This is a genomic window from Terriglobia bacterium (assembly GCA_020073085.1).
Taxonomy (GTDB): Bacteria; Acidobacteriota; Terriglobia; order JAIQFV01; family JAIQFV01; genus JAIQFV01.
Map to the genome: position 1 here is coordinate 23,959 of JAIQFV010000031.1, position 17,387 is coordinate 41,345.

The window sequence follows — 17,387 nt, forward strand, 5'->3', positions numbered from 1 at the left end:
GGCAATCCTAGCGGGCCGGTGCACCGGGGGTGGAGAGGTCGGTCTTCAACTTCAAGCCCGGGGCCCCGGACGCCACCAGTTTCAGTTTTGGGTCCTGATCAATGGCCTTAAGCAGTTCGCGCATGATGCGATCATCGACCTCGACGGCGTTCTGCAAATCCACCGGAAATCGAATCGCGGCCTCCAGTCCTTCAGGAGTGAGGCGCAGTCGGCTTTTCGGCCGCAACGCATCCTCAGGAGTGGTGTGAAACGTTTTTTCCAGGTGGCGGCGCTGCTGTTCCATGGCCTCGCGGTAATCCTCGAACACCGTTTCAACCACGGCGAGCAGCCGTTCTTCGACCGCACGGTAATCGCTGTCGGGAGAAAGGGTCAGGCTGATTTCATGCCAGACAAAATTAGTGCCCGGAATCTGCTTGAAAAGGCCCGCGGTAGGTAGAAAGACAATTGAGTTCGAAAAGGCCACCACGCGACCGCTCGGGGTCTTCGGCCCGCTCACACCCAGTTCCATCAGGTGAAGACGCACCAGCCCGATATCAATCACCTCGCCGGTCACTCCAGCAATCTGTACCCGGTCGCCGACCCGGATCCCGTACTTTCCGATCAGGAAGAAGTACCCGACCACCGAAAGAATAACATTCTGCAAGGCCACCGCGACGCCCGCCGTCAGGAGCCCTGCAAAGGTCGCCACAGAGCCGAGCTCACTGGCAAATGAAAACGCGATGATGATGACGATCAAACACCAGAGAACAATTCTCCGCAGCAGGAGAAACTGGTGCCGGCGATGCGCATCCTGGATGTAGCGGTAGATGGTTCTCCGCCAGAGTTCCGCGGCCCCGATGACACCCCCGAGAACCACCACAAGGAGCGCCAGCCGAATCAGCAGGTTCCTCAATTCCGCCGCATATCGGCTCTTAACGGTGCCTTGCCAACGGGTCAAGCTCCTCTGGTAAAGGCCGAGCAGGATTCCCTGCTTGCTCAAGGGAAGTGCCGATGCCGAGATCCGCTTGAACTGTACCGTGAGGGCATCCAGATCGCCTTTTTGCTGGGCCAGGAAGGACTGATCCTGCGATTCCGGCTGGTTGGCTACCAAATCGCCGCGCTGAGACAGTTGCTTGAGCTCGGCGATTAGAGGCGCGCGAAGCTCTTTGGAGCTCTGCGTCAGGGCGTCCGTCAAATGAATGACCTGATCGAGCGTGCGAACTTTGCGGAAAAGTGTGAGAACATCGATCGCCAGACCCCAGATGCCGGTGGGCTCAGGTTTGTTGGCGGGCAATGCGAGAGCGGGGCTGACGGGTTCGTTGGCTGAAGCAGTGGATTCCTTGCCGGTCAGGGGTTCGGTCAAAGCCGCAGGCAGCGAACGCGCCAGGGATTCGATTTGTGCCCTCAGCCCGGTGGCTCCCAGGCCGCTGGTGTTGGTTCCGCTGACGAATTCGACCATGCTCTTGAGGGCATCCCGGCGCGCGTCGGCTAGATCGAGTTCACTCCGTGTCTCGGAGATTGCCGACTGCAACGCCTCGCGCTTCCGTCCCGTTACTGTATCCAGCTTCTGCTGAAGCGATTGCAGTTGGGCCTGTGAATCGCGAACCTGTTTCTCCAACTTGGTGGAATACTGGAGGAGCGCTTGATACCGCGTGGAATCCGGGCTCGCATTCTCCGCCTGGCCCGAACCGGCTCCTTTGGTTATCGCTTCAGCTCTACCCCTTGCAAAATCAAAGGCCAGCCGGACAATCTGGTCGGCGACGCGCCGGTCGTCGTTTACGATCAGGACATCGTTGGGTTCAGTGGCGATCTGGCGTTCCAAGTCCAGTTGACGGTACCAATCGAGGGTTTGATTTAGAAACAGGATGAGGTCAGGTGAAGCGGGTGGATTGTCGGCAGCACCTTGAGACATGCCCAGCCCGACGAGGAGGACCATGGCCGCGGGGAGCAGAAGTCGGTATTGAAGCAGGTGGAAACTTGAGGTCGGCCTCCGCTCCCGGTGTGCTTCCCGGTTCAGGGTAGTTCCTTGAGTGAATAGCAACTTCATCATTCCATCATCTGAGCCATTTCGAGCTCAGGAATCATGGGCCGACGAAGATGCTCCGGCACCTCGACGCGTTCCGGAACCCGGTAGCGCGGCTCTTGGCGGCCGCTAAAATCGAGATACAACTTGCGCCGCAGGTACCACTCCGGGAAGTGGCCCATCCGGAGCAGGGGGTATTTCATAACATCTCCGAAGAGCTTCCGGCCCAGGAAGTAATAATAAAGGGGGACGCCGGCAATGAATTTCCACTGGACCGAAGGCGTATTCCGCCAGAAGTCGAGATTGTAACGCCAGGCGGTGCAGAAGAGCTCCCATTGCAGATCGGTGAGTTCCACCAGCTTGGCGCTTTGGCCGCCTTTCTTCTGGAGCTTGGTCTCCTCGAGGGGCACGAACAACGTTGGAATGGGAGCCCACTTAGCATCCTTCAGCGCGAACAGCAGATCGAGCGTTTGCTTGGTGTCTTCCCGCCGTTCTCCCGGCAGGCCGATGATAAAGGTGCAGAGAGGGAACCAGTTGTTCTTATTGAGGATCTCGATTCCCTTGAGCATGACATCGGGCCATTGCTCCGAGCGGAACGGATACGCCTTCCCTTTCATATGCATCTCAAAGAGCCGCGGCGATCCGGTCTCCACTCCAATGAACAGGGAGGTGTAACGTTTTTCCGGATGGGTGGAGGCATGGTGCTGGGTATAACTCTTCCCCACGGCGATCGGGGTCAGCTCTTCGATCAGTCCGGGGTTGACCACGATCGGCGCCATGGTGCCGTGGGTGAGGGCGATGTAGTTCACCCCGGGCACGGCGGCCACCGACTCAAAGAGCCGCCTCAACGCCGGGACATTGGTGTCGAAACGCGGCCCCTGATCATAAAGGAAGAGGTCCTCGGTGGTCAGGAGGATGGAATCGGCGCCTTCGGCCACTTGCGTGCGCACGTTGTCGAGGATGTGCTCGAGGGGAATACTCTTGCCGCGACGCAAGGCCACGGAGCAGAACTGACAGCCCCGTCCACACCCCCGGGTAATTTCGACCACGCCCAGTGTGGCGCGGTGCCTAATGCGCGGAATGTTTTCCAGTTGTGGACTATGACCGACCACCCTCCTCGGGAGCGCCTCACCCCGCAGGGCGGCCTCGAACAGGGGCAGCGTCACCTCTTCCGCCTCGCCGTCCACAATCGTGTCGATCAGCCATTCGTCCTGTAAATTCTTCTTTTCGATCTGCCAGGAGCCCGGCCCGCCCACAATGATCTTCATATGGGGCTTGTGCTGTTTCAGCGTCGGATGGGTGATCATCCGGCGAAACTCATACGCATTCACGGGTTCCTGGTATCGCCCGTAAAGGTGGACGTAGACGTCGGTGGCGAAGGTGATGCCCAGGGGGTTATGAGCATGAATTCCGACGACCTGCGTTTGGTCGCCGACAAAGAGGTCGACCTGATCCGTGTAACAGACCGCAATATCGTCGGGAGAGAACTTCTCCAGGAGCAGGGACTCAATGATGCGTAAACCATGCGGCACGTACTTGGCCTGGCCGTCGGGCGTCAGCTCGTGTTCGGTGGACCAGTCTGTGCCCCAGTAGGCGGCAAAGCGTTGCGGTAAACAGGCGAGCAACATCTGCCGCCAGGTGCTGCGCATGTACTCTGAAGATTCAGAGTCGCTCGCGACGAGAACAATCTTGCGTCCGGGTGATCCCATAAGGCTCTTCTCCTCGGTGCCTGAATTGAATCATTCTGTTTGAGCTGTCATTGCTCAGAATAATTGTGAGGATCTGCATGTATGGAAATTGGACCATTGAATCCTTTCGGACTCCCCGATTTGGACCTCCAGTTCTCAATGACCAGAAGAGTCGCAGGGCTCCATCGCCAGCGACGGGTCGAGTTGCGGAGGACTCGCATTTCGGCCCGGGATCACTGCGAGAGCTACGCGCGGATCCCATTCCCGAGGGGGAATATAATGTTTTTTTCTTTACTCTAACCGGTGGGAACATACTATCTTTCGGGGGAAAAATTCAATGATTTTCTGTTGAATGGTCAGTGTTCAGTGGGCAAGGAGCAGTGGGCCGTGGGCAGGGAGAGGAAGCGGATAGGTATCAAAGACAATTCGCAGGGGCGCTCCGACTCGCAGACGCGCCCCTTTTCAGACTACTTGGTTACCTTCAGGAGTTCCACGTCAAAGTCCAAGGTGGAATTGGGAGGGATCAACCCGCCGCCGACGGCGCGGGAACCGTAAGCAAGGTCAGGGGGGATGATCAATTCCCGTTTGCCACCCACCTTCATTCCCTGAACGCCTTCGTCCCATCCCTTGATGACCTGTCCAGCCCCCAATTTGAAACTGAACGGCTTGCCTGCATCCACGGAGCTGTCAAATTTTTTAGTTCGCTTTCCGTCTTCATAAAGCCAGCCCGTGTAATGGACTTCGACGGTTGCTCCTTTCACTGCTTCATCGCCTGCTCCCGCTTTGTGATCAATGTACTTTAGACCGGATGCTGTGGTCACCACTTTCGGATCGGCCGAAAAGTTCATGCCGGGAAGAAGCAAGCCGGCAAACGCAATAAGGGCAATCTTCTCAATCATGATTGTGGATTCTCCTTTTCAAAATAGGTACGACTAAACGCAACAGCTGGTGTTGAAGGGGGGGATAGTAACACAGGAGGGCATTGCAAATCTGATTTTTCCGAAAAGACGAGGAGTGTCAGTTTGAAGCGGTCTTGCGGTCCTTGCTATGGCCAGCCCTTGGGAGCAAGGCTGGTCCGGCGGTCACACACGGGGCTGAAGCTCCAACCTCGTAAGACGTCCTGGAGATAAAGGGAGCCCTACTTGGGATAGAGCTCCCCCCTTGACACTCCCAGCCACAATTCAAAAGTCCGCAATCCGAAACCGCCCATCCGCAATCAGAAATTGGACCTATTTCTCGACCTTGTACGCCGGCCGCTTGGGCTTCGGGGGCTCCTTTGAAAGGGCGTCCTTGACCCATTCGATCGCTTTTTCGAGTTGAGGATCGTGGCCCTGGACGACGAAGTCGGGACGGTTGTCGAGATCAATGTCAGGATCGACACCATGATTTTCGACATCCCAATGACCGCCGTTATCAGGGGACCACAGGCCGAACTCGGGTGCAGTCACAGATCCGCCGTCGAGCATCGGGATGTTCCGGGAAATCCCGACAAGTCCACCCCAGGTCCGCTCTCCGATGATGGGACCGATTTTATAGCGGCGGAAATAATAGGGGAAAGCATCCCCCCCGGAGCCGGAAAAGCCATTGGCCAGAATGACCTTTGGCCCGTAAATGGCCGCGCCGGGGGTAAGAAAATCCGCCCCTTCTCGAGGCGCCCACAGCGAAAGCAACTTGCGATTCAAGCGCTCCACGAAAAAGTCCGGAATGAACCCGCCGGAGTTGAACCGTTCGTCGACGATCAGTCCATCTTTGCCGATTTCCGCGTAGTACGCCTTGCTGAATTCCTGAACTCCGGAAATGGCCGTGTCGGGCACATGCATGTAACCTACCCGGCCTCCCGTGGCCTCCGCGACCTTGCGGCGATTCCCCTCCACCCAATCGACATAGCGCAGCCCGGACTCATCCCGGACGGGGTGTACCGTCACCTCGCGGGCCCCCTCTTCGCTGGGCTTGCCATTGACTTTCAGGATGACCTGCCGGTCGGCCAAATCCTCGAAGTCGCTGTAGGGATCGACCGACGTATGCAGGACCTTGCCATTGACCGCAATGAGATATTCGCCCTCCTTCACATTGACGCCGGGCTCGGTGAGAGGGGAGCGGAGGCTGGTGTCCCAGTTTTCTCCCCGGTAGATCTTTTTGAAACGATAGAAACCCTGGTTGGGTTCAAAATCCGCACCCAGCAGGCCGACGCTAACCCGGTGGATATCGGGGGTTTCCCCGCCGCCCACATAGGCGTGAGAGGTGCTCAACTCGGCAATCATCTCGCCGATCAAGTAGTTCAGATCGGTGCGGTCTGCCACGAACGGGAGCAATTGCCCGTACCGTTCCTTCATTTTGGGCCAATCGAGCCCATGCATGTTCGGGTCATAGTAAAAATCGCGCTCGATGCGCCACGCTTCCTCGAACATTTGATTCCACTCGGCGCGCGGATCGATCTTGACCTCGAGCTCCGCGAGATTGAGTTTGCCATCCCCCACTTTCTTTCCAGGAGTGCTTTCGACGATTCCGAGGGTCTGCTGGCTCCGATAAAGGACCTTGTCGCCCTCTTTGGAAATGTCGTATGCACCAATGCCCGAAATAATCACCGCGTCTTCGCGTTTCTTGAGATCATAAACATGCAAAGTGCCCTGCGGCGGCGCCCCCGGAGGAAGGGCCCCGGCTCCGGTCACAGGGAATGAGAGATAGAAGAGTTTTTCCTTGGCGGCGCTCAGTCCGAAGTACGTCCCTGCGGGGACCGGGACGTTCACGATGCGGTTTCCGATGCCCTCGAGATCGATGGCCACATCGGGGACCTTCTTTTCGTCCTTCTTGGCTTCCTTACCCTCGGGTTTCTGTCCCTGATCGCCGGCCGCCGGTTTCTCCGCACTCCCCTTACTTTCATCGCCGGGTTTCTTCTCGGGGTTGCCGTCCTTTTTCTCGTCTTTCTTTTCATCCTTCTTTTCCGCGCCCTTCTCTTCGTCACTCTCGGGGGCAAACGGCGAAACGGCATCTGCCTTCAGCGTGATGGCGTAAAGGCCGCGGGTGTTGTTGAAAGCGGGATTCAATTCAAAATCACTGAACGAAGGATGGAAATTCCGGCTGGAAACAAAAAAGAGAAACTTTCCCGACGGGTCGAAGATGGGCTCGGAATCGGCCCAGAATCCATCGGTGGCCGGAGAGATTTTCTTCTGGTCCAGCGAATAGAGTTGGATCGCGCCGAAACGATTGGCGCCCGCACGGCTATAGGTGAGCCACTTGCTGTCGGGGGACCAGGAATAATCGCCAATCCGGCCGTACATGGAATGGTCCACCTCGACGGGCTTCTTCTCGTCGACAGTTACATACCAGAGACGCAGTTTCTTATCGGAGAAAGCGATTTTCTTGCTATCGGGCGACCACAAGGGCCGGAAGCGATAAACACCGCCATCGTGTGTAATGCGCGTCTCCTCTCCCTTGCCATCCTGCGACCGGATATAAAGCTCATATTCCCCGGTCTGATCCGACAGGTAGGCAATCCACTTGCCGTCGGGAGACCAGGCAGGGTCCAGGTGGTGGATCGCGGTCGTGTTGGTGATGTCGCGGATATCGCCCTTCTTCGCCGGGACGGTGAAGATTTCTCCCCGCGCTTCAAGCAGCGCGCGCTGGCCGGAAGGAGAGAGACTGATGGACCTCATGAGGCGCTCGACCCTTTTGAATTCGGGCCGCGCCTGTAACATCTCGCTTGGGACTCGAACGGAAATCTTCCTGGTCTTTTCAGTTTTCAGATCCAGCACATAAAGGAATCCGCCATTTTCGTAGACGATGGCATCGGCTCCCAGCGACGGCCATTTCACGTCGTACTCTTTGTGCTCGGTGATCTGTTTGATCTCCTTGGTTTTGAGGTCGTACTTGAAGATGTTCATCGTCCGGTTGCGATCGCTGATGAAATAGATGGCATCCTTGTACCACATCGGAAATTCGTCCTCCGCCGTGGTATGAGGGACCTCCTCGTAGGTATTGTTCTTCAGGTCGTAGATGGAGACAAACTGATGCCAGCCGCCGCGGTAGCGCTTCCAGGTCCTGTTTTCCACGCCCACGCGGTTATAGGCGATCTGGTTCCCATCGGGTGAAAAGGAGGTCAGTTCGCCATAAGGGAGGGGCAGCATTTCGGGCAGCCCGCCTTCAACCGGGACCAGAAAGAGTTTGTTGTAGCGCAGGATCTCACTATAACGGGACGATCGGAAGAGGATGCGCTTGCCGTCGGGATGCCACCCCAACACCAGGTCCGCGGCGGGGTGATAGGTCAGGCGTTTGGGGATGCCCCCTTCGGCGGAAATGACAAAGACGTCGGTGTTGCCGTCGTACTGCCCGGTGAAGGCAATCCACTTCCCGTCGGGTGAGAATTTGGGATTGATTTCGAGGCCGGGATGCGAGGTCAGTCTTTCCGCCAACCCCCCCTCTCGGGGAACGGTCCACAGGTCGCCTCCATAAGTGAAAACAATCCGGGTCGCGCTGATGTCGGGATAGCGCATCAGCCGGGTCTCCGTGTCGGCCGCCATGAGGATTCCGGAAAGGAACAACAGGGCAAGACACATCAAGGTCGTCAAGACGAGCTTCTTAGTGAACATGATTCTCTCCGTTCAGGTCCAGTGGGGTTAAGTCCAGATTGCTACAACTCGTTACGTTTTTGAGGATAGCCGGGTTTCAGAAATGATGCAGATTGGGAGCGGTCCGCCCCGGGTCAATTGACTTGGGTGATCCAAAGCTGTTGACCATACACCCACCCCGGCCTGGATTTCAATGGGATTTTGCCGTGTGAATAGGGCAAGAAGACGGGAAAGTACTATGGGCTAGTGCCATCCCTACTGTAAAATGTGTTGCGCTCGTGATCTGCCCGCCGACCGGGGTGCAGCGTCCCGCAAGTGGTCTGGGGCCGGCATTCCAGCAGCTTGTCCTTTAGGGGTAGACCGGCGAACGACTCCCGCTCAAATGTTGTCCCTGGCAAGTTTGACTGAACGTTCTAAGGAAGGCTGAAATGACTGGGACGAACAAGTTCTTTAAAGACTTGATGGATAACCTGTATGACGGGGTCTATTTCGTCGACAGCGGGAGAAAGATCACCTACTGGAACCGGGGAGCGGAGCGCATTACGGGTTATTCGAAGGCGGAAGTGGTGGGCGGCCGGTGCGCGGACAACATGCTCCGGCATGTCGATGACGCCGGCAATTTGCTCTGTCTTGCGGGATGCCCGCTGGCAAAGACCATCCAGGATGGGGAGGTCCGGGAGGCGGAAATTTACCTTCACCATAAGATGGGCCACCGCATCCCGGTCCAGGTCCGCGTGACCCCACTCCGCGATGAGGACGGGAAAATCGTGGGGGCCATCGAAGTCTTCAGCGAGAATTCCTCCCGGGTCTCCGCCAATCAACGCATTTTAGAGCTGGAAAAGGTGGCGTTCCTCGATCCACTGACCGGCGTCGGCAACCGGCGTTACACGGAAATGATCCTGGAAGGGCGCTTGAATGAACTGCACCGGTATGGGTGGCCCTTCGCGGTGCTCTTCTTCGACATCGACAACTTCAAACAAGTCAACGATACCCACGGTCACGACGTGGGGGACCAGGTTCTGAAAGTCGTCTCCCGGACCCTTTTGGCCAACCTGCGTTCCTTTGATTTTATCGGCCGTTGGGGCGGGGAGGAATTCTTTGGCATTGTGGTGAATGTGGACGAGGAGCAACTTCTCCAGATCGCCAACAAATTTCGCTTCCTGGTGGAACACTCGAGTATCCCGATTGGGAAGAAAACGCTTCGAGTGACCGTATCCATCGGCGCGACGTTGGCGCGCCGGGAAGATACCCTGGTCACCCTGGTGAAGCGTGCCGATGAGCTTCTGTATAAAAGCAAAACGGCAGGTAGAAACAGAATTTCTATATAAGTAATTAATTCAAAGTGAACTAAGGATAGGCAGGATGTTCAGGATGATTTTAGGCTTTAGCCGCGAGCACAATCATGTCTATCCTGGGCATCGTCTGCCGGTCTCGTACCAGGCCCGTATAAACGGTAGTACTCCAGTTTGGGATGGCCAAAATTTCTCAGAAGCCCGACCTTCCTGCTGGTTGCTTTCAAATAGTTAATCACCTGAGCTTGATGTTCTGGCAGGAGTGCCTTCACCGCTTTCAATTCCACAATCACCTTGTCCTCAACCAGCAGATCGGCGTAGTACTCTCCGACACAGTGGCCCCGAAAGATGACCTTCAGCGGAACCTGCACCTGTACATCCAGTCCTGTGTCTCGAAGCGCAATAGTCAACGCCTTCTCATAGACGCCTTCAAGAAAGCCAGCCCCCAACTCATTTATTACCTCGAAAGACGCCGCCAAAATCTTACCTGTGATCTCTTCATATAATAGAGACATGGCATGGATGATCCAATGGAGGCGGGGGTAGTTAAGGTTCGTTCAAATTCTATTCCGATTCTAAATCCTGTCAACCCTGTCGATCCTTGTTAAAGAGTTTCTTGTATTTCACTTCTTAAAGACCGCTTTGGGAATCATGGCATGCACACCCTTATTGCCGTCCACGAGCTGGGTGATACTCAGGTCGGCCGCAGTACTGGTGAGCATGTAGGCCTCGTCGCGCGTGAGGTGTTTTTCGCTGACCAGGAAGTCAATCATTTCCCGCACTGCCATCTTTGTTGCCTCGTTCAAGTCTTCGTGGAGCCCCATGGTAATAAAATGAGTGGGCGTCTCGGCGCGAGGCCAAAGCAAATGGAGATCCTTGCGGACGATCAGTTGAAATCTTCCGACCAGCGAAGTCTCCAGCGCAGTGATATCCACCTCGCCGTTCCCCTGGGCCGCATGCCCGTCTCCCGCCAGGAAGAGGGCTCCGCGCGCGTGGACGGGGATGAAGAGGGTTGTTCCGGCGACCAGTTCCTTATTGTCGAGGTTGCCGGCATGAATCCACGGTGGGGCACTGCTGATTCGGCCCGAAACCTCGGGAGGGGCCACTCCGATGCTGCCGAAGAAAGGCCGCAGAGGGATCTCAATCCCATCGGCAAAGCGAGCAACTATCCGTTGTTCATCGAGCGGGATGATTCTCATGCGGGCGTACGGAAAATCCTCAGGCAAAAAACCGCTGCCGGGCCTGAATCCGTTGTACGCATACGGGATGGCCAGTTTGATCGAGAGAATGCGGATCTCTAACACATCTCCGGGCTCAGCATCTTCAACATAGACCGGCCCCGTCAAGATGTGGCCACCCGGTCCCTTGTTGGTGACCACCTTGAAAATCTCACGCAACGCAGGCTCGACCTTGGCGGGATCAAGGCCCGCCCCTTCGAGTCGCGCCGGACTTGAGGTAATCAAAGTTTGGACCTCGACCGTGTCCCCCGATTTGACACGGAGGACCGGGGGGGTACTGGCATCGTAATACCCCCAGGCCACAGTCTTGGGAGTGGCCTTTAGGGTGTATTCTTTGCCACTGGGGCCGCCTGGATTTTGACCTGTCTGGGCGAAACCCCCAGCGGTGATCATGAACACACACAGCAATAGGATGGAGCGTCGTTTCATTCGTGCGCCCTTTCCGACCTCTGACTTCCGGCCTCTGACTTCGTTCCTTTACTCCGGCCAGTCCCCTAACATCTTGCGGATCGCCACAATCTGTCCGGTGTGATACGCATTGTGATCTGCGGCGAGGAGGACTTGACGGAGATATGTGCGTCCCTCCCCGTGGGGAATTTCTGCGGTCAGATCCGTACGAGGATTCTTGACCAGGTTCATGAGTTCCCTGAGGTCCGCAAAGAATTTCTTTACGGAGGCGGACCACATGGTTTCGGTGAGACGTTTCCCGCTATCCGGCCAATAGCCCTCGGGCCACGCGGGAGATTTCCACTTGGCATCCAGGGTATAGCGCAGGATATCCTCCTGGGCGATGCGCATATGTTCAAATTGTTCCCAGACCGAGCGGACCTTCGATTGTGGCCGGAGGTTTCGGTTCTTGGCCTTCATTCCGGCCAGCGCCTTCTTGACCGTGACATACGCTTGCCCGCCCTCGAGTAAGGCGATGATGTTCTTACGCAACACAGAGTCTTGCATGGAGTCCTCCTCTCCCTAAGTAATTCCTGTTGATACTATTAAAGCTGTTTCTCTGCGTCTTGGCGCATCTGCGGTGAAAGCTCCGTGTCATCGAACGCTGACAAACCGTCCGCTGGCGGTCTCGCGCAGGTGTTCGATTTCTTCATGGCGCGTCACCGAGAGAGGGACCGTCTGCTTGATTTCCTCGAGGAGCAGGGAGGTATCGAGCGGGCGTTTCTGGCTCAGGCATCGATAAATGGCCGCGACGACGATCTGCTCGATCTCAGCCCCGCTGAATCCCTCGGTCGCATCGAGAAGCGGGGTCAAATCAAAACGGGCGGAGTCTTGCTTACGTGCCGCGAGATGGATTTTGAAGATCGCGTCCCGCTCTTCCCGGTTCGGAAGATCGACGAAAAAGATTTCGTCAAATCGACCCTTGCGCAGAAGTTCCGGCGGAAGGACCGAGAGGTCATTGGCGGTGGCCACCACAAAGACCTCCTCCCTTTTTTCCTGGAGCCAGGTCAAGAACTCGCCAAACAGACGCCGGCTGAGCCCCCCATCCGCCTCCCCACTCCCGGCCGTTGTGGCGATGCTCTTCTCGATTTCATCAATCCAGAAGACGACCGGCGCCATGGATTCCGCCATGGTGATCGCCTTGCGGAAGTTTTTTTCCGACTCCCCAATGTACTTATCGAAGAGGCTGCCGGCATCAAGCTTCAGGAGGGGCAATTTCCACTCCCGGGCGATCACCTTGGCGGCCAGGGATTTGCCGCATCCGGGAACCCCGACAATCAAAATGCCTTTGGGGGCGCTGAGGTTCATGGCGCGCGCCTCCGGAGTAAAGCCGACCCGGGCGCGGGCCAGCCATCCTTTCAGGTTGGCGAATCCGCCCAGCTCATACCGGTTGCCCTTCTCCGGGTAATACTCGAGGAGGCCGCCTTCCCGAATCAACTGCACCTTCCGCTCCAGGATTTCCGGGATGGCCTCGGCCGTGAGCTTTCGATCCTTGACCATGGCGTAAGTGACGGCCTGCCGGGCCTGATTCGAAGTCAGGCCGTGCAGGGCGTTGAAGAGGGCATCACAATCCGCCGGCCCCAGCTGCGACACGCCAAAGGAATCGCCGCCGAGCGACTGCAAAACATTATTCACCACTCCCTCCAGTTCCTCCCGGTCCGGGAGCTGGAGTTTGTAACGGACCGCCGTAGCCTCGATCTCGCTCGGCAGAGAAACGGTCTCGCCGCTCAGAACGACCGTGGAACGTGTTTGAATGAAGTAATCGGCCAGTTCCCGAAACTGACGCGCCACCGCGGGGTCGCTGAGATGGGTTGAAAAATCCTTCAAGAGGAAAACAGCCTTCAAGCGCAGTCCGGCGATATGTTGAAGAAGCGCGAGGGGATTGGCAGTTATTCGATTGAGGGCGTTCGGCTCCTCTGCACGAGTCAATCCCCGCGTCATCGACCATTCAAAAAGGGTCATTCGGAGTTGACCCGCCACGGCGTAAAGGAGCGAGCGGGCACGTTCCTCCTCCACCGTCTCAATCACAATCACCGGATGGAATGACAGAACTAACGCTTTGACGTCGCCGACGCTCGTGTTCTGACTCACCGGACTGGTCTCCTGCAACATGCCCCATCATGGCAAGAGACAAAAAAGTTGTCGAGTATTTTTTCTACACCGCGTGGCCGTCATTACTTCTGATCAGTGGAACACCCTAAATGGAGATTTCGTTCGGGTCATTCCTCCTGCTGGCCTCTGGGTCCTTTCCAGACCCCCGAAACCCTCCACCCATCGAGGAGGGATTTATTCGTTGACAATTCGGAGATTAGCTTCAGAATGGGGACACCATCCAAGCAAGAAGCTGTTTTCCGCTGCAGCGGGGTTTTGGGTTTGCCCGAGCTGCCTGGACCTTTAATCCGGCCATTCGATGTGTGCCGAATCGAAGACTCCGGTAAAGATCCAAAGGATTCAGATCATAGACTCATAACCAGTAAATTTGGCCTCATACAAAAGCGAGGCGGCCACTGACAACACAGGTCGGTGGTTTCGGTACCACTCTGAGTCTTTGCAGGATCAACCTTGAACAACCCTCAAGAGGGTAAGGAGACAGGCATGAAAATTAAGCGCATCGTCATTGCTGCCGTGATGGCGTCACTGATCTTACTTTGCATTTCGGTGTACGCTCAAATGAGTCGTCCCTACCGGAACGGCTCAGTGTGGAACATTGCTTTCATCCGGGTGAAACCCGGTATGAATGCGGCTTACCTGAATTACCTCGCTTCTGGGTGGAAGAAGGAACAGGAGGCCTTGAAGAAAGACGGACTGATCCTTTCGTATAAGGTGATGGCGACCGAGGGGCATAGCGGGGGGGATTGGAACCTGCTGCTCATGACTGAATACAAGGATCTGGCGACCATGGAGGCCAATGAGCCGAAGGCCGATGCCATGGCTCAGCGCGTGGTCGGTGATGACCAGAAGCAGATGCAAGGTTATAAAGACCGGGCCGATATGCGTGAAGTCCTGGGAGAAAGACTCGCCCGCGAGATTGTCCTGGAACCGCGGCCCCAGTGATTCCTGCGTGGTGACGATGATGATCGCCTATGCGCTGTGGGCGTCGATCCGATGGAAGAAGGAACCCGCTGCGATCCTCCCGGTATACCTCCTGGGTCTGTTTGTGCAATGTCTTTACTTTGGTGAGGAATATCTGACCGGTTTTCAGCGGGGGTTTCCCGCTCTGTTTGGATACCAGTGGAGCGACCGGCAATTTGTAGCATTCAATCTGGTTTGGCTTTCGATCTTCGTCCTAGCTGCCCTCGGGGTTTTGATTGAAATCCGACTTGCCTACCTCTTTGTCTTCTTCTTCGCCCTCATTGGGGGGATTGGAAACGGGATCGGCCATCTTGCGATCTGTATCATTCAGCAAAGGTACTTTTCGGGTTCCTGGACGGCACCCATCTGTCTTATTGTAGGGATCACGCTACTGGTGAGATTCCTCCGCAGATAGGTTTTCCGATGAACCGATGTCCATGAGAAAGTTCCCAATTCTGAGGTAATATACGGCGGAAACCGGTGTTGAGGACCTGGGATGCAAGGCGTCGACTCTCTGCCGTTGGGTTGATGCTACTTTGATGTCTTTGTGGTACGGCTCCACAGGTGCAAGAGCAAGAGTGCTCCAATAAATTCAGTTCATCAGGGATCGACTGCAATTCCTCGAACGACCTTGTCAGGTGGAACCGTGGTTCTGTTCAAAACTGCTCTCTTTACTGTTTTCGTCCCGGGGACAGTGACGATTCTGGTGCCCTACTACCTGCTTTCCTCGAGGGGCCATGGTCCGCCCCTGGTCCTGGGCGTTTGGCACTACTTTGGAGTTCTACCCACTATCGGCGGAGCGCTGGTCTATCTTCGATGTGCCTGGGACTTTGCCACCGGGGGCCGGGGTACTCCGGCGCCCATCGATCCACCCATGGAACTGGTTGTCCGGGGCCTCTATCGATATATGCGCAATCCGATGTACGTCGGCGTGGCGCTCGTCATCCTGGGAGAAGCCGTTTTTTTCGGGGCACGCATTTTATTTGAATACGCCGTCACTGCAATTATTTTCTTTCACTTGTTCGTGTTGCTTTACGAGGAGCCGATTTTGAGGCGAAAATTCGGCGAGTCCTATGATCGCTATTGCCGTTCCGTGCCACGATGGATTCCACGGAGGAGAGGATACGTCAACGCCCGGGATCACTCCGGCCAGTGATTACTCTTCGTGCCAGGTTTACTTACTCCGGTCGAGCCGACGGAGTCTTTGGGAGGTTTAAAGGTCCCCAAGATGAATACAATGGAGAACAAAGTGCGCGGACGCGTTGTTGACAAAGTGGCCCTGGTTACGGGCGGGGCATCCGGAATCGGTCAGGCTGTGGCGGTCCTGCTTGCGGAGGAAGGGGCCAAGGTGGTTGTCGCCGACCTCGATGAGTCGGGGGCGACTCAAACGGTGGAGGCGATTACGGCTGCGGGTGGAATGGCGCTGGCCCGCCGCCTCGACGTGACTTTGGAAGTGGAGTGGCATCGCACCATTCAATTTCTGGAGCAGGCATGGGGACCCCTGGAGGTCCTTGTTCAAAGCGCCGGCATTTCATCGGCCATGGCGATCACGGAGATGACGCTCAAGGAGTGGCGTCATGTTATGGCCGTCAATCTGGACGGCATCTTTCTGGGAACCTGCGCCGGTATCAAATCGATGCAGCAGAACCGGCGCGGCAGCATCATCAACCTGGCCTCAGCCTCCGGGATCAAGGCCGCACCCGGCGCGAGCGCTTACTGCGCCAGCAAAGCGGGTGTCATCCATTTTTCAAAGACGGCCGCCCTCGAATGCATCCAAAGAGGCGACAACATCCGGATTAATTCGGTTTCTCCCGGTGGAGTCCGGACGCCGATGTGGAGCAAGATGCCGAACTGGTCGGAAGTCGCGCGTTCCGAAGCGTGGAACGCACCCATCGACGCCGTGCCGCTGAAACGCTTTGCCGCGCCCGAGGAGATCGCGCAGGCAATCCTCTTCCTCGCCTCCGATGAGTCGTCGTATATCACCGGGACCGATTTGGTGGTTGATGGCGGGTACACAGCCTGACAAGGTGTCCGGCACCGGCTAATTCATTGCCTGCTCGTTCGATTCAACACCCCGCACCTGCGATCTTTGCATAATCATCCAGCCTTCGTGCGTTTGATGACGGAGGTAAGTCGCGAATTGAAGGGTTATCGTCGTGAGTTTGGAAATCAACCGGGTTGAATTGAGAAAGGCGAATGTGATCTGCTAGTCCAGGATTTGAAGAGGGTGCGCGAGATTGGATGCGGAAAGCTCGTTCTTCAAAGAGAGAGGCAGGGAATGGAGCAATCATCACAGGGGATCCGGATCGTAGCAATCAGCGGGAGCGTCCGCCCAGGGAACTACACGAACATGGCAGTTGCGCTGATCGTGGATGAGTTCAAAAAACATCCGCAAATCGATTTGAAAGTCATCGATCCGGCCCTGTTGAACCTACCCTTTCCAGGAATGGATCCCGGATCCGAGGCGACGAAGGAATTACAGGAGATGGTCCGGAATGCAACCGGCATCATTTTGGCCACACCGGAGTATCATGGAAGCTTCAGCAGCGTCATGAAACTGGTGATCGAAAACCTCGGGTTTCCCTCCGTCCTGGCAGGAAAGCCTGTCACCCTTTTGGGTGTGGCGGCGGGATCGATCGGGGCGATCAAGTCCTTGGAGATGCTGCGCAGCGTGTGTTCCCACATTGGTGCCTTCGTGCTTCCCCTGTCGATCTCCGTCGCCAACGTGCAGAAGGTGTTCGACAAGGATGGTCATTGCCTCGACCCCTCGGTTGAAAAGATGGTGCGCAGCGTCGCCACCCATCTGATCAATTACATTCAAAAGAATATCTGCCCGGCGATTGAGCTGGAGCGGATCCTGCGGGTGGGACCTTCGTAGAAAGGCTGGTGGGTGTGTTGAAACGGCATTCCGAGTGGGCTGTGCTTCTAGGCCCCGAGGGCCTCAAGAGTGTAGATAGGATGAGAAGGCCAATCTCCGCGGAGTACCGGTACAATGGTCTCCAAGGAAAAAAATCAACCCGGGCTTAAAAGCCCAGAGAGAGGAGATTGGCCATGACGGATTATAACAAAGCGGGACGGGTGAT

Annotated in this window: 14 protein-coding genes; 6 read left to right on the top strand and 8 right to left on the bottom strand. The window is 56.3% G+C overall.

Translation table 11 applies throughout. The annotated features are described in order from the left end of the window. Positions 1-7: 7 nt before the first annotated feature. The 4 genes from LAO21_20520 to LAO21_20535 all read right to left on the bottom strand — a co-directional run bounded on the left by LAO21_20520 (position 8) and on the right by LAO21_20535 (position 8,276). Entirely contained in the window at positions 8-2,026 is a 2,019-nt protein-coding gene (locus LAO21_20520; GenBank protein ID MBZ5555107.1) for a mechanosensitive ion channel family protein, read from the bottom strand. Then, positions 2,026-3,711, bottom strand: coding sequence for a B12-binding domain-containing radical SAM protein (locus LAO21_20525; GenBank protein ID MBZ5555108.1), 1,686 nt, complete (start codon positions 3,709-3,711; stop codon positions 2,026-2,028). The genes LAO21_20520 and LAO21_20525 overlap by 1 nt, the downstream gene beginning before the upstream one ends. Positions 3,712-4,157: 446 nt before the next feature. After that, a complete protein-coding gene (locus LAO21_20530; GenBank protein MBZ5555109.1) occupies positions 4,158-4,589 on the bottom strand; it encodes an FKBP-type peptidyl-prolyl cis-trans isomerase in 432 nt (143 codons plus the stop codon). 330 nt (positions 4,590-4,919) lie between these two features. After that, entirely contained in the window at positions 4,920-8,276 is a 3,357-nt protein-coding gene (locus LAO21_20535) for a PDZ domain-containing protein (protein ID MBZ5555110.1), read from the bottom strand. A gap of 407 nt (positions 8,277-8,683) precedes the next feature. Between LAO21_20535 and LAO21_20540 the strand changes: the two genes are divergently transcribed. Beyond that, positions 8,684-9,583 (top strand): GGDEF domain-containing protein, encoded by a 900-nt coding sequence (locus LAO21_20540; GenBank protein MBZ5555111.1) that lies wholly within the window; start codon positions 8,684-8,686, stop codon positions 9,581-9,583. Between the two features lie 56 nt (positions 9,584-9,639). Here LAO21_20540 and LAO21_20545 read toward each other — a convergent pair whose 3' ends face one another. The 4 genes from LAO21_20545 to LAO21_20560 form a co-directional block, all read right to left on the bottom strand. After that, complete coding sequence (locus tag LAO21_20545; protein ID MBZ5555112.1) at positions 9,640-10,062, bottom strand: GxxExxY protein; 423 nt, start codon at positions 10,060-10,062, stop codon at positions 9,640-9,642. Between the two features lie 108 nt (positions 10,063-10,170). Beyond that, complete coding sequence (locus LAO21_20550; protein MBZ5555113.1) at positions 10,171-11,214, bottom strand: acetamidase/formamidase family protein; 1,044 nt, start codon at positions 11,212-11,214, stop codon at positions 10,171-10,173. 48 nt (positions 11,215-11,262) lie between these two features. Further along, the gene (locus LAO21_20555) at positions 11,263-11,739 is read right to left on the bottom strand and encodes a DinB family protein (protein ID MBZ5555114.1); all 477 of its coding nucleotides are present in this window, start codon (positions 11,737-11,739) and stop codon (positions 11,263-11,265) included. Positions 11,740-11,826: 87 nt separating this feature from the next. After that, positions 11,827-13,323 (bottom strand): AAA family ATPase, encoded by a 1,497-nt coding sequence (locus tag LAO21_20560; GenBank protein MBZ5555115.1) that lies wholly within the window; start codon positions 13,321-13,323, stop codon positions 11,827-11,829. Positions 13,324-13,827: 504 nt separating this feature from the next. On the opposite strand from LAO21_20560, the gene LAO21_20565 reads away from it, so the two are divergent. The 5 genes from LAO21_20565 to LAO21_20585 all read left to right on the top strand — a co-directional run bounded on the left by LAO21_20565 (position 13,828) and on the right by LAO21_20585 (position 17,182). Beyond that, on the top strand, positions 13,828-14,286 hold the full coding sequence (locus LAO21_20565) for a hypothetical protein (protein ID MBZ5555116.1): 459 nt from the start codon (positions 13,828-13,830) through the stop codon (positions 14,284-14,286). 7 nt (positions 14,287-14,293) lie between these two features. Beyond that, positions 14,294-14,719, top strand: a complete 426-nt coding sequence (locus LAO21_20570; GenBank protein ID MBZ5555117.1) for a hypothetical protein — start codon at positions 14,294-14,296, stop codon at positions 14,717-14,719. A 231-nt stretch (positions 14,720-14,950) separates the two neighbouring features. Then, entirely contained in the window at positions 14,951-15,460 is a 510-nt protein-coding gene (locus LAO21_20575; protein MBZ5555118.1) for an isoprenylcysteine carboxylmethyltransferase family protein, read from the top strand. A gap of 81 nt (positions 15,461-15,541) precedes the next feature. Beyond that, a complete protein-coding gene (locus tag LAO21_20580) occupies positions 15,542-16,327 on the top strand; it encodes an SDR family oxidoreductase (protein ID MBZ5555119.1) in 786 nt (261 codons plus the stop codon). A 255-nt stretch (positions 16,328-16,582) separates the two neighbouring features. After that, positions 16,583-17,182 carry an NAD(P)H-dependent oxidoreductase gene (locus tag LAO21_20585; GenBank protein ID MBZ5555120.1) on the top strand — a complete coding sequence of 200 codons (600 nt, stop codon included), beginning with the start codon at positions 16,583-16,585 and terminating at the stop codon, positions 17,180-17,182. Positions 17,183-17,387 lie beyond the last annotated feature (205 nt).

Excerpts from the sequence above, each read along its gene's own strand:
- LAO21_20520 (MBZ5555107.1), bottom strand. The coding sequence starts at position 2,026 with ATGAAGTTGCTATTCACTCAAGGAACTACCCTGAACCGGGAAGCACAC.
- LAO21_20525 (MBZ5555108.1), bottom strand. The coding sequence starts at position 3,711 with ATGGGATCACCCGGACGCAAGATTGTTCTCGTCGCGAGCGACTCTGAA.
- LAO21_20530 (MBZ5555109.1), bottom strand. The coding sequence starts at position 4,589 with ATGATTGAGAAGATTGCCCTTATTGCGTTTGCCGGCTTGCTTCTTCCC.
- LAO21_20535 (MBZ5555110.1), bottom strand. The coding sequence starts at position 8,276 with ATGTTCACTAAGAAGCTCGTCTTGACGACCTTGATGTGTCTTGCCCTG.
- LAO21_20540 (MBZ5555111.1), top strand. The coding sequence starts at position 8,684 with ATGACTGGGACGAACAAGTTCTTTAAAGACTTGATGGATAACCTGTAT.
- LAO21_20545 (MBZ5555112.1), bottom strand. The coding sequence starts at position 10,062 with ATGTCTCTATTATATGAAGAGATCACAGGTAAGATTTTGGCGGCGTCT.
- LAO21_20550 (MBZ5555113.1), bottom strand. The coding sequence starts at position 11,214 with ATGAAACGACGCTCCATCCTATTGCTGTGTGTGTTCATGATCACCGCT.
- LAO21_20555 (MBZ5555114.1), bottom strand. The coding sequence starts at position 11,739 with ATGCAAGACTCTGTGTTGCGTAAGAACATCATCGCCTTACTCGAGGGC.
- LAO21_20565 (MBZ5555116.1), top strand. The coding sequence starts at position 13,828 with ATGAAAATTAAGCGCATCGTCATTGCTGCCGTGATGGCGTCACTGATC.
- LAO21_20580 (MBZ5555119.1), top strand. The coding sequence starts at position 15,542 with ATGGAGAACAAAGTGCGCGGACGCGTTGTTGACAAAGTGGCCCTGGTT.
- LAO21_20585 (MBZ5555120.1), top strand. The coding sequence starts at position 16,583 with ATGGAGCAATCATCACAGGGGATCCGGATCGTAGCAATCAGCGGGAGC.